General features: G+C 63.4%; 11 protein-coding genes. All 11 read left to right on the top strand.

Translation table 11 applies throughout. The annotated features are described in order from the left end of the window. Position 1: 1 nt before the first annotated feature. The 11 genes from qseG to patD all read left to right on the top strand — a co-directional run bounded on the left by qseG (position 2) and on the right by patD (position 12,735). A complete protein-coding gene (gene qseG / locus AC4PR2_RS13890; RefSeq protein WP_197803554.1) occupies positions 2-874 on the top strand; it encodes a two-component system QseEF-associated lipoprotein QseG in 873 nt (290 codons plus the stop codon). Further along, positions 871-2,211, top strand: coding sequence for a two-component system response regulator GlrR (gene glrR, locus AC4PR2_RS13885; protein WP_025303931.1), 1,341 nt, complete (start codon positions 871-873; stop codon positions 2,209-2,211). The genes qseG and glrR overlap by 4 nt, the downstream gene beginning before the upstream one ends. A gap of 130 nt (positions 2,212-2,341) precedes the next feature. Next, positions 2,342-3,964, top strand: a complete 1,623-nt coding sequence (locus tag AC4PR2_RS13880; protein WP_025303930.1) for an NAD+ synthase — start codon at positions 2,342-2,344, stop codon at positions 3,962-3,964. A gap of 11 nt (positions 3,965-3,975) precedes the next feature. Beyond that, positions 3,976-4,314 carry a nitrogen regulatory protein P-II gene (gene glnB, locus AC4PR2_RS13875; RefSeq protein ID WP_004847623.1) on the top strand — a complete coding sequence of 113 codons (339 nt, stop codon included), beginning with the start codon at positions 3,976-3,978 and terminating at the stop codon, positions 4,312-4,314. A gap of 406 nt (positions 4,315-4,720) precedes the next feature. Next, positions 4,721-5,644 (top strand): LysR substrate-binding domain-containing protein, encoded by a 924-nt coding sequence (locus tag AC4PR2_RS13870; protein WP_038874511.1) that lies wholly within the window; start codon positions 4,721-4,723, stop codon positions 5,642-5,644. A 115-nt stretch (positions 5,645-5,759) separates the two neighbouring features. Next, positions 5,760-7,223, top strand: a complete 1,464-nt coding sequence (locus AC4PR2_RS13865) for a gamma-aminobutyraldehyde dehydrogenase (RefSeq protein ID WP_330112996.1) — start codon at positions 5,760-5,762, stop codon at positions 7,221-7,223. A gap of 73 nt (positions 7,224-7,296) precedes the next feature. Further along, positions 7,297-8,451, top strand: a complete 1,155-nt coding sequence (gene ydcS, locus AC4PR2_RS13860; protein WP_033635611.1) for a putative ABC transporter substrate-binding protein YdcS — start codon at positions 7,297-7,299, stop codon at positions 8,449-8,451. A 53-nt stretch (positions 8,452-8,504) separates the two neighbouring features. After that, positions 8,505-9,527, top strand: a complete 1,023-nt coding sequence (locus AC4PR2_RS13855) for an ABC transporter ATP-binding protein (RefSeq protein WP_492175250.1) — start codon at positions 8,505-8,507, stop codon at positions 9,525-9,527. A 7-nt stretch (positions 9,528-9,534) separates the two neighbouring features. Further along, positions 9,535-10,479 (top strand): ABC transporter permease, encoded by a 945-nt coding sequence (locus AC4PR2_RS13850; RefSeq protein ID WP_033644105.1) that lies wholly within the window; start codon positions 9,535-9,537, stop codon positions 10,477-10,479. Next, positions 10,469-11,275 carry an ABC transporter permease gene (locus tag AC4PR2_RS13845; RefSeq protein WP_038874514.1) on the top strand — a complete coding sequence of 269 codons (807 nt, stop codon included), beginning with the start codon at positions 10,469-10,471 and terminating at the stop codon, positions 11,273-11,275. The genes AC4PR2_RS13850 and AC4PR2_RS13845 overlap by 11 nt, the downstream gene beginning before the upstream one ends. A 35-nt stretch (positions 11,276-11,310) precedes the next feature. Then, positions 11,311-12,735: an aminobutyraldehyde dehydrogenase gene (gene patD, locus AC4PR2_RS13840; RefSeq protein WP_492175247.1), complete on the top strand. Its 1,425-nt coding sequence runs from the start codon at positions 11,311-11,313 to the stop codon at positions 12,733-12,735. Positions 12,736-12,808 lie beyond the last annotated feature (73 nt).

Below are 12,808 nucleotides of genomic sequence, written 5' to 3'. Positions count from 1 at the left end.
AATGTACACATGGTCTAAACGCCTTCGTCTTTCACAGACCGAACGTTCACCGCGTGCCACGCACAGAGCGCCGCTCGGCAAACGCCCGATCAGCTGGTTGGGCGCCGTCTTCTTTATGCCGCTGTTGCTGGCGGGCTGCGTCGATCGCGCCGTCAGCGGTGGCCTGAACCCTCAGCAGCAAGAGGCGATCCCGGATACCAAGGTAATCGATTACCGCACCGCGGCTTGCGATACCCTGTGGCAGTTGGACGATAAGGACGCGCTGGCTAACTCGCTCTACTGGCTGCGCGCGATGGACTGCGCCGATCGCATCGGGTCGACCCAGGCGCGTGCGCTGGCGAAAACGGTGCCTGGCGACAGCTGGTCCGGCGTTTTCAAACAGAGCATCCTGCTGGGCAGCGCGCAGCCGACCTCCGGCGAACGCCGCCAAATCATCGACAGGATCAACAGCTACCGGATGGAATTCCCCGGTTCACTGCGTCCGCTGACGCAACTGTGGCGCCAGCAGCAATTGCTGCAGATCACGCTGTTCGATGAGAAAGCACGCTATCAGCATCTGCAGGAGAGCAGCGACAGTCAGATCGATTCGCTGCGCCAGAGCCAGGCGCGTCTGCAATCGCAGCTGCAGGACACCTCGCGCAAGCTGGAGAACCTGACCGACATCGAGCGCCAGCTCTCTTCGCGCAAGCAGCTGCAAGGGGAAATCCCGGACAACAGCGCAGGTTCGCAAAAGGGCGAAGCCGCCGGTAAAAACGGCGCGGCCGCCAAAGGGGCTGAATCGCAGGACGAACCGGAAAAAGGCACCGCGCTGCCGGTTGAACCGGAAGACACCTATACGCCGCACCCTGCCAATAAGGAGTCCCACGCGCAATGACCGCACGCAAACCGGCCAATTTGCTCTTGGTTGACGACGATCCCAGCCTGCTGAAGCTGCTGGGCATGCGTCTGACCAGCGAAGGTTTTCACGTCACCACCGCCGAAAGCGGCCAGGAAGCGCTGCGCCTGCTGGCGCGCGAACAGATCGATCTGGTGATCAGCGATCTGCGTATGGACGAGATGGACGGCATGGCGCTGTTCGCCGAGATCCAAAAGCATCAGCCGGGCATGCCGGTGATCATCCTCACCGCGCACGGTTCGATTCCCGATGCGGTGGCCGCCACCCAGCAGGGGGTGTTCAGCTTCCTCACCAAACCGGTGGATCGCGATGCGCTGTATAAGGCCATCGACGAAGCGCTCGCGCTGTCGGCCACCCCGGCCGGCGACGAGGCCTGGCGCGAAGACATCGTCACCCGCAGCCCGCTGATGCTGCGCCTGCTGGAGCAGGTGAAAATGGTGGCGCAGTCCGACGTCAGCGTCTTGATCAACGGCCAGAGCGGCACCGGTAAAGAGGTGGTGGCGCAGGCGATCCACGCCGCCAGCCCGCGCGCCGGCAAGGCGTTTATCGCCATCAACTGCGGTGCGCTGCCGGAGCAACTGCTGGAGTCCGAACTGTTCGGCCACGCCAAGGGCGCCTTTACCGGCGCGGTCAGCAGCCGCGAAGGGCTGTTCCAGGCGGCGGCGGGCGGCACGCTGTTCCTCGACGAGATCGGCGATATGCCGCTGTCGCTGCAGGTGAAGTTGCTGCGCGTGCTGCAAGAGCGCAAGGTGCGGCCGCTGGGCAGCAACCGCGATCTGGACATTGACGTGCGCATCATCTCCGCCACCCACCGCGATCTGCAAAAGGCGATGGCGAAGAACGAGTTCCGCGAGGATCTCTACTACCGCCTCAACGTGGTGAACCTGAAGATCCCGGCGCTCAACGAACGCGCCGAAGATATCCCGCTGCTGGCCAACCACCTGTTGCGCGAGGCGGCTCAGCGGCACAAGCCGTTCGTGCGCAGCTTCTCGACCGACGCCATGAAGCGGCTGATGACCGCCAGCTGGCCGGGCAACGTGCGTCAGCTAGTCAACGTCATCGAGCAGTGCGTGGCGCTGACCTCGGCGCCGGTGATCAGCGAAGCGCTGGTGGAGCAGGCGCTGGAAGGGGAAAACACCGCGCTGCCGACCTTCGCCGAAGCGCGCAACCAGTTCGAGTTGCACTACCTGCGCAAGCTGCTACAGATCACCAAGGGCAACGTGACCCAGGCCGCGCGCATGGCGGGCCGCAACCGCACCGAGTTTTACAAATTGCTGTCGCGCCACGAGCTGGACGCCAACGATTTTAAAGAATGACAGTTTGCCGCCGGCGCCTGCCACGCAGGTTCTCAACAAATCCGGCGGAATGATTTACACTCCGTTCTCTTTGCCGCGGCGCGCCCCGGCGTAGAGCACCATGGAACGTATTAAGCGGGATCGTACACAAATGAGCAGATCACTTTCCATCGCCCTGGCCCAGCTGAACCTGCTGGTCGGCGACATTGAAGGCAACACCGAACGCATGTTGCAAATCGTGCAGGAGCAGCAGAAGGCGGGAGCCGATCTGGTCATGTTCAGCGAACTGGCGCTGTCCGGCTACCCGCCGGAAGATCTGCTGTATCGCAATGACTTCTATCAGCGCTGCGACGCGCAGCTGCTGCGCCTGCAGCAGGCCTCCGCCGAGACGGCGATCCTGGTCGGCCACCCGTGGCGCGAAGGCGACAAGCTGTATAACGCGCTGTCGCTGTTTGCCGAAGGCCGCCTGCTGACCCGCTACTTCAAGCAGCAGCTGCCGAACTACGGCGTGTTCGATGAGAAGCGCTATTTCCACGCCGGCAACGACACCTGCGTGGTGGAGCTGAAAGGCTACCGTCTGGGTCTGCTGATTTGCGAAGATCTGTGGTTCCCTGAGCCGATCGACGCCGCCAAGGCGGCCGGCGCGGAAATTATCCTGTCGATCAACGCCTCGCCGTATAACCGCGAAAAGCCGTATATCCGCAAAACGCTGATGGCCGGCCACTGCCAGCGCACCCAGCTGCCGCTGGTGTACCTCAATCAGGTCGGCGGCCAGGATGAGCTGATCTTCGACGGCTGCTCCAAGGTATTTGACGCCGCCGGCACCATGACTCACCGTCTGGCGGCCTTCGACGAGCAGGTGACTCGTCTGGAATTCAACGAGCTGGCCGTGGTGCCGATGGCCGATCCGGCCGCTGAGCTGCCGCAGCTGGCGCAGGTATACCAGGCGCTGGTGTTGGCGGTGCGCGACTACGTGACCAAAAACGGCTTTAAAGGCGCGGTGCTGGGCCTGTCCGGCGGCATCGACTCGGCGCTGACGCTGGCGATCGCCGTAGATGCGCTGGGCAAAGACAAGGTGCAGGCGCTGATGATGCCGTTCCGCTATACCGCGGATATCAGCATCGCCGACGCCAAGGAAGAGGCGGAAATCCTCGGCGTGGAGTTCGATATCGTCTCCATCGAACCGATGTTCGACGCCTTTATGGGCCAGCTGTCGCCGATGTTCGCCGGCACTGAGCGCGACACCACCGAAGAAAACCTGCAGGCGCGTTGCCGCGGGGTGGTGCTGATGGCGCTGTCCAACAAACGCCGCAGCATCGTGCTGACCACCGGCAACAAGAGCGAAATGGCGGTGGGTTACGCCACGCTGTACGGCGATATGGCCGGCGGTTTCGACGTGCTGAAGGACGTGCCGAAAACGCTGGTGTTCAAGCTGTCCGAATACCGTAACACCGTCTCCTACGTGATCCCGCAGCGGGTGATCGATCGTCCGCCGTCTGCCGAGCTGGCGCCGGATCAGGTCGATCAGGACAGCCTGCCGCCGTACGATATCCTGGACGCGATCCTGGAAGGCTACGTTGAACGCGACAAGTCGGTTGCCGATCTGGTGGCTGAAGGGTTCGACGAAGCGATCGTGCGCAAGGTGATCCGCCTGGTGGACATCAACGAATACAAGCGGCGTCAGGCCGCCGTCGGGCCGCGCATCACCGCCCGTAACTTCGGCAAAGACCGCCGCTACCCCATCACATCCGGTTTTGGCCGCAAAAATTGGTAAAAGGAAAGAAGATGAAAAAGATCGACGCGATTATCAAGCCGTTCAAACTGGATGACGTCCGCGAAGCGCTGGCCGAAGTGGGCATCACCGGCATGACGGTCACCGAAGTGAAAGGCTTCGGCCGCCAGAAGGGCCACACCGAGCTGTACCGCGGTGCCGAGTACATGGTCGACTTTCTGCCTAAGGTGAAGATCGAGATCGTGGTTGCCGACGACATCGTCGACACCTGCGTGGAAACCATCATGCAGACCGCGCAGACCGGCAAGATCGGCGACGGCAAAATCTTCGTCTTCGACGTGGCGCGCGTGGTGCGTATCCGTACCGGCGAGCAGGACGAAGAAGCGATCTGATCCTCCGCAGGGTCATCGGCCATCCAGGGCGCAGCGTGCTGCGCCCTTGTCATTTCTGCTCCCCGCGCATCATGCTTCTTCGCCTCGCCGTTTCCCTCTTTTTGCCCGTCGGCATTCTAAAAAAGCGAACGCTATCGCGTTTTTGATACTTTTTCCGATCGCTTTTCTCGCGGGATCTACAATCAATCTAACTATCTTGATTGAGGTGATCCCCAATGAATTTCAAGTTGCGGCTAGGCGGCAAGGGCGTGCATCCCCAGGAGCTTACTCAAGTAAGTGACTGGGGGGACAAATCTGCCGGGAGCAGATTTGAACGCTGCTTGCAGCGGCCCGTTAGGGCGTGGCCCACGGATGGGCCACGTAATAGAACGCAGACAACAACGCAGCGGCTTGAAAGGCGATGGGGATGATGACGTTACGCCAAATCCGCCACTTTATCGCGGTGGCGGAAACCGGGTCGATCTCCGCCGGCGCCCAGGCGGTGTTTGTCTCCCAGTCTTCGCTGACGCTGGCGATCCAGCAGTTGGAAACCGAGATTGGCGTGCGGCTGTTCGATCGCCACGCCAAGGGCATGACGCTGACCCATCAGGGGCATCAGTTCCTGCGCCAGTCGTATCTGATCCTGGCGACGGTGGACAACGCCAAGCGCAGCCTGCAGATCGGCACCGAAAGCCTGACCGGCAAGCTGACCGTCGGCGTCACCAGCCTGGTGGCCGGCTACTTCCTGGTGGAGCTGCTCACGCGCTTTAAATCGGCCTATCCCAACGTCACCGTGCAGGTGGTTGAAGACGAGCGCCCGTATATCGAGCATCTGCTGGTCAGCGGCGAGATCGACATCGGCGTGCTGATCCTGTCGAACATCGAAGACCGTGACGCGCTGCAGACCGAGGTGCTGATGCACTCGCCGTATCGCCTGTGGCTGCCGCCGCTGCACCCGCTGCTGGAGCACGAGAGCATCAGCCTGGCAGACGTGGCCAAACAGCCGCTGATCCAGCTCAACGCCGATGAAATGGACGTGCATGCGCGGCGCATCTGGTCGCGCGCCGGGCTGAAGCCGGAGATCGCCATGAAGACCGCCTCGACCGAGGCGGTGCGCAGCCTGGTGGCGGCGGGGATGGGGGTCTCCATCCAGCCGGATATGGCGTACCGCGCCTGGTCGCTCGAGGGCAACATGATCGAAGCGCGCAAGCTGGACGATCTGCTGGAGCCGCTGGATATCGGGCTGGCGTGGCGGCGCGGCAGCGCGCGGCCGGAGCTGGTGACGCCGTTCCTTACCATCGCGCGCGAGAACGGCAGCAAACATGCCGCCGGGCTTAAGCATTCGATTTAATCGAACGCGGCGTTCAGTATTTAGAATTTGTTGCCCGCCAGAGGCTCGCTTAGGCTGATTAAAACTAACTTATTCACATTTGGTTAACGTTTTTGTCACTTAGGGGCGTCAGGCGATGGCAGATGTGCAGGTTCTCTCAGGTTTGTCCTGTCAGCAGTTCATTAACGGTCAGTTGGTCGACGGCGAAGGCCAGCAGGAATGCATCGTCAATCCGGCCAACGGCGAGACGCTGATCGCCCTGACCGAAGCCTCTTCGGCGCAGGTCGGCGGCGCGGTGAAAGCCGCGCAGCAGGCGTTCGGCCACTGGTCGCGCACCACGCCGGCCCAGCGCGCTGCTCTGTTGCTGCGCATCGCCGACGCCATCGAGCGGCAGGCGCCGCAGCTGGCGCAGCTGGAAGCCCTCAACTGCGGTAAACCGCTGCATCAGGCGCTCAATGACGATCTGCCGGCGGCGGTCGACGTGTTCCGCTTCTTCGCCGGCGCGGTGCGCACGCAGCAAGGGCAGCTGGCCGGCGAGTATGTGCCGGGCCACACCTCGATGATCCGCCGCGATCCGATCGGCGTGGTGGCCTCGATCGCCCCCTGGAACTATCCGCTGATGATGGCGGCGTGGAAGATTGCGCCAGCGTTGGCGGCGGGCAATACCGTGGTGTTTAAACCCTCCGAACATACGCCGCTGACCATTCTGGCGCTGCTGCCGGCGCTGCAGGAGATCCTGCCGCCGGGCGTGCTGAATATCGTCTACGGCGGCGGGGAAGGGGTCGGCAGCCAGCTGGTGGGGCACCCGCAGGTGCGGCTGGTGTCGGTCACCGGCGATATCGTCACCGGGCAAAAAATTCTTCAGGCGGCGGCCAAAAGCGTCAAGCGCACCCACCTGGAACTGGGGGGCAAGGCGCCGGTGATCGTCTGCGATGACGCCGATCTCGACGAGGTGGTCAACGGCATCCGCACCTACGGCTATTACAACGCCGGCCAGGACTGCACCGCCGCCTGCCGCATCTACGCGCAGGCGGGCATCTATCCCAAGCTGGTGGACGCGCTGGGCGAGGCGGTTGCCAGCCTGCGCTTTGCCCGCAAGCGCGATCAGGACAACGAGATCGGCCCGTTGATAAGTAGCCGCCAGCGCGATCGCGTCGCCAGCTTCGTCGAGCGAGCGCTCAGCCAACCGCATATCGAATTGATCACCGGCGCCGCGGCCCACTCCGGGCCGGGGTTCTACTACCAGCCGACCCTGCTGGCGGGCTGCCTGCAAAGCGACGAAATCGTGCAGCGCGAGGTATTTGGCCCGGTGGTCAGCATCACGCGCTTCGAACACCTGGAGCAGGCGGTCGAGTGGGCCAACGACTCGGAATACGGGCTGGCTTCGTCGGTGTGGACGCAAAATATCGATCGGGCGCTGCACATCGCCGCCCATCTGCAGTACGGCAGCACCTGGATCAACACCCATTTCACCTTGGCGAGCGAGATGCCGCACGGCGGCCTGAAACGCTCCGGGTACGGCAAGGATCTGTCCAGCGATTCACTGCAGGATTACAGCGTTGTCAGGCACGTAATGGCGAAGTTCAAAGCCAGCTTCTAGCGGTTCTATAAAGCAAAATCAGGCGGCAGCCGTTCCCTGCCGCACACAGATACGCAACACAGGGGTAATTACGATGAGAAAAACTACCGCAGTCACCACCACCGTCTCCGCGCTCTGTCTCACCGTGCTGTGCGGCCTGGCCCAGGCGGCCGATCTGCCGCAGTCGCTGGGCAAAGGCGAAGGCCGGCTGGATATCATCGCCTGGCCTGGCTACATCGAACGCGGCCAGTCCGACAAAAACTACGACTGGGTCACCCAGTTTGAAAAGCAAACCGGCTGCGCGGTGAACGTGAAGACTGCCGCCACCTCCGATGAAATGGTCAGCCTGATGGCCAAGGGCGGCTACGATCTGGTGACCGCCTCCGGCGACGCCTCGCTGCGCCTGATCTTCGGCAAGCGGGTGCAGCCGATCAACACCGCGCTGATCCCTAACTGGAAGAACATCGATCCGCGCCTGCTGAACGGCGCCTGGTACACCGTGGACGGCAAAACCTACGGCACGCCGTACCAGTGGGGGCCGAACCTGCTGATGTACAACACCAAAACCTTCCCGACGCCGCCGGACAGCTGGGCGGTGATCTTCCAGCAGCAGAACCTGCCGGACGGCAAGAGCAACCAGGGCCGGGTGCAGGCTTACGACGGCCCGATCTACATCGCCGACGCGGCGCTGTTCCTGAAGGCCACCCAGCCGCAGCTCGGCATCAGCGATCCTTATCAGCTCAACGAAGAGCAGTATCAGGCGGCGTTGAAGCTGCTGCGCAGCCAGCACGCGCTGATCCACCGCTACTGGCACGACACCTCGGTGCAGATGAGCGACTTTAAAAACGAAGGCGTGGTGGCCTCCAGCGCCTGGCCGTATCAGGCCAACGCCCTGAAGGGCGAGGGGCAGCCGATCGCCACCGTGTTCCCGAAAGAGGGCGTGACCGGCTGGGCGGACACCACCATGCTGCATGCCGACGCCAAGCACCCGAGCTGCGCCTACCAGTGGATGAACTGGTCGCTGGAGCCGAAGGTGCAGGGCGACGTGGCGGCCTGGTTCGGGTCGGTGCCGGCTTCACCGGCGGGCTGCAAGGCCAGCGCGCTGTTGGGTGAGAAGGGCTGCGAAACCAACGGCTTCAACCAGTTCGACAAAATCGCCTTCTGGAAAACGCCGCAGGCGCAGGGCGGCAAGTTCGTGCCGTACAGCCGCTGGACCCAGGATTACATCGCCATCATGGGCGGCCGCTAAGCCGCGGGGCGCAGCCCGCTGCGCCCGAACTACATCAGTATGGAGCACAGAAAATGACCATTGCCGTGCAATTCATCGATGTTTCGCGGACTTTCGGCGATGTTCGCGCCGTGGATCGGGTATCCATCGACATTCAGGACGGGGAATTCTTCTCCATGCTCGGGCCGTCCGGCTCGGGCAAAACCACCTGCCTGCGCCTGATCGCCGGCTTTGAACAGCTCACTTCCGGCTCGATTCGCATCCACGGCCAGGAAGCCGCCAACCTGCCGCCGTATCAGCGCGACGTGAATACGGTGTTTCAGGATTACGCGCTGTTCCCGCATATGTCGGTGCTGGAAAATGTCGCCTACGGCCTGATGGTGAAGGGCGTCGCCAAACGCGAGCGGCTGGCGCGGGCGCAAGAGGCGCTGGAGAGCGTGGCGCTCGGTTTCGTTGCCGAACGCAAGCCTGCGCACCTGTCGGGCGGCCAGCGGCAGCGCGTGGCGTTGGCGCGCGCGCTGGTCAATCGGCCGCGGGTGCTGCTGCTGGACGAACCGCTCGGCGCGCTGGATCTCAAGCTGCGCGAGCAGATGCAGGGCGAGCTGAAGAAGCTGCAGCGCCAGCTGGGCATCACCTTTATCTTCGTCACCCACGATCAAAGCGAAGCGCTGTCGATGTCCGATCGGGTGGCGGTGTTCAATAACGGCCGCATCGAACAGGTGGATACGCCGCGCGAGCTTTACATGCGGCCGAAGACGCCGTTCGTCGCCGAGTTCGTCGGCACCTCCAACGTGGTGCGCAGCGAGCTGGCGCAGCGCCTGCTCGGCGAAAGCCGGACGTTCTCGATCCGGCCGGAACACATCCGCCTGCTGGAGCACGGCGGCGCGGCGCAGGACGAGATCCAGGTGCAGGGCACGCTGCAGGAAATCCATTACCAGGGTGCGGCCACGCGGTATGAAATCGCGCTGAACGGCGGCGAAAAGCTGCTGGTCAGCCAGGCTAATCCGCAGTGGATCGCCGAAGGGCAACAGCGGCAGATCGGCCAGCCGATCGTCGCCTGCTGGCCGCGCGCGGCGATGGTACCGCTGCTGGAGTAGAGGTGAGATGGACATGAGCATCGATTCCCCCTCGGCGCGCGGCGGTACCGTGCGCGCGCTGTCGACCTGGCTTTATCGCCGGCCGACGCTGTATCTGCTTTTGCTGCTGGTGCCGCCGCTGCTGTGGTTCGGCGCGGTGTACCTCGGTTCGCTGCTGACGCTGCTGTGGCAAGGGTTTTACACCTTCGACGATTTCACCATGGCGGTGACGCCGGATCTGACCTTCGCCAACCTGGCGGCGCTGTTCAACCCGGCCAACTACGACATCATCCTGCGCACGCTGACCATGGCGGTGCTGGTGTCGCTGGCCAGCGCGGCGCTGGCGTTCCCAATCGCCTATTACATGGCGCGTTACACCAGCGGCCGCGTCAAGGCGTTCTTTTACATCGCGGTGATGATGCCGATGTGGGCCAGCTATATCGTTAAAGCCTATGCCTGGACCCTGCTGCTGGCGAAAGACGGCGTGGCGCAGTGGTTCCTGCAGCACCTGGGGCTGGAGCCGCTGTTGGCTTCGCTGCTGACGGTGCCCGGCGTCGGCGGCAACACGCTGTCGACCTCGGGGCTGGGGCGTTTTCTGGTGTTCGTCTATATCTGGCTGCCGTTCATGATCCTGCCGATCCAGGCGGCGCTGGAGCGCCTGCCGCCCTCGCTGCTGCACGCCTCGGCGGATCTGGGCGCGCGACCGGCGCAGACCTTCCGCCACGTCATTTTGCCGCTGGCGGTACCGGGCATCGCCGCTGGATCGATCTTCACCTTCTCGCTGACGCTGGGCGACTTTATCGTGCCGCAGCTGGTGGGGCCGCCGGGCTATTTCATCGGCAGTATGGTGTACGCCCAGCAGGGTGCGATCGGCAATATGCCGATGGCCGCGGCCTTTACGCTGGTGCCGATCGTCCTGATCGCCATTTACCTTTCCATCGTCAAACGTCTGGGGGCTTTCGATGCACTCTGAACGCGCGCCATTAGGGCTGAAGCTGGCCGCCTGGGGCGGACTGATCTTCCTGCATTTCCCGTTGGCGATCATCGCCATCTACGCCTTCAACACCGAGGATGCCGCCTTCAGCTTCCCGCCGAAGGGCTTCACGCTGCACTGGTTCAACGTTGCCGCCGGGCGGCAGGACATCATCGATGCGGTGCTGCTGTCGGCGCAGATCGCCTGCCTGGCGACCGCCATCGCGCTGGTGCTCGGCACCCTGGCGGCGGCGGCGCTGTATCGGCGCGATTTCTTCGGCAAGGACAGCATTTCGCTGCTGTTGCTGCTGCCGATCGCGCTGCCGGGGATCGTCACCGGTCTGGCGCTGCTGGCCGCGTTCAAGGCGCTGAACATCGAGCCGGGCATCCTGACTATCGTCGTCGGCCATGCGACGTTCTGCGTGGTGATCGTGTTCAACAACGTCATCGCCCGGTTCCGCCGCACCTCGTACAGCCTGATCGAAGCGTCGATGGATCTCGGCGCCGACGGCTGGCAAACCTTCCGTTACGTGATCTTGCCGAACCTCGGCTCGGCGCTGCTGGCCGGGGGCATGCTGGCGTTCGCGCTGTCGTTCGATGAAATCATCGTGACCACCTTTACCGCCGGCCACGAGCGCACGCTGCCGCTGTGGCTGCTGAACCAGCTCGGTCGCCCGCGCGACGTGCCGATCACCAACGTGGTGGCGCTGTCGGTAATGCTGTTGACCATGCTGCCGATCCTCGGCGCTTACTACCTGACCAAAGGTGGGGAAAGCGTCGCCGGCAGCGGCAAATAATTTCCTTACCCGACCTCTGATAAAAGGATAACCCTATGCAAAGCCAACTGTTGATTGACGGCCAACTGGTGAATGGCCAGGGCGCGACCCAGCCGGTGTATAACCCGGCGACCGGCGAAGTGATTGCGCAGGTGGCGGAGGCCAGCCCGGAGCAGGTCGATCGCGCGGTGCTGGCGGCGGACGCCGCGTTCGCCGCCTGGGGGCAAACCACGCCGAAGGCGCGCGCCGAGCATCTGCTCAAGCTGGCGGATCTGATCGACGAGCATGCCGAGACTTTCGCCAGGCTGGAGTCGCTCAACTGCGGCAAACCTTATCACTGCGTGTTGAACGACGAACTGCCGGCGGTGGCCGACGTGTTTCGCTTCTTCGCCGGGGCCAGCCGCTGCCTGACCGGCATGGCGGCCGGCGAGTATCTGGCCGGGCATACCTCGATGATCCGCCGCGATCCGCTCGGCGTGGTGGCCTCGATCGCGCCGTGGAACTACCCGCTGATGATGGCTGCCTGGAAACTGGCGCCGGCGTTGGCGGCGGGCAACTGCGTGGTGATCAAGCCGTCGGAGCAGACGCCGCTGACCACTTTCAAACTGGCCGAACTGGCCGCCGGGCTGTTCCCGCCGGGAGTGCTCAACGTGCTGTTCGGCCGCGGCGCAAGCGTCGGCGATCGGCTGACCGGGCATGACAAGGTGCGCATGGTGTCGCTGACCGGCTCGATCGCCACCGGCGAGCACATCATCGCCCACACCGCCGCTGGCATTAAGCGCACCCATATGGAGCTGGGCGGTAAGGCGCCGGTGCTGGTGTTTGACGACGCCGATCTGCAGCAGGTGGTGGACGGCATTCGCGGCTTCGGTTTCTACAACGCCGGGCAGGATTGCACCGCCGCTTGCCGCATCTACGCGCAGAAAAGCATTTATCCCGAGCTGGTGAAGCGGCTGGGCGAGGCGGTGGCCAGCCTGAAGATCGGTGCGCCGGACGACGAGAGCACCGAGCTGGGGCCATTGATTACCGCCCAGCATCTGGAGCGGGTCGCCGGTTTTGTCGAGCGCGCCAAAGCGTTGCCGCACGTGCAGGTGGTGACCGGCGGCGAGAAGGTGAAAGGGCCGGGTTACTACTTCCAGCCGACGCTGCTGGCCGGCGCGCGCCAGGAGGATGAGATCGTGCAGCGCGAGGTGTTCGGCCCGGTGGTGACGGTGACGCCGTTCGACGACGAAGAGCAGGTGCTGGCCTGGGCGAACGAATCCAACTACGGGCTGGCGTCTTCCTTGTGGACCCGCGACGTGGGGCGCGCGCATCGCTTAAGCGCCCGCCTGCAATACGGCTGCACCTGGGTGAACACCCACTTCATGTTGGTGAGTGAAATGCCGCACGGCGGCCAGAAACTGTCCGGCTACGGCAAGGACATGTCGATGTACGGGCTGGAGGATTACACCGCCATTCGTCATGTGATGTTCAAACATTGATTTTACAATAATTATCCGCACAATAGCGCGGCCTTCGGGCCGGCCCCGGCCGGCCGATGATAATAAAAATTGA

It is taken from the genome of Serratia sp. A07, assembly GCF_058725505.1.
Note: the sequence above shows the minus strand (reverse complement) of the source record. Positions and strands in the feature narration are given on the sequence as shown.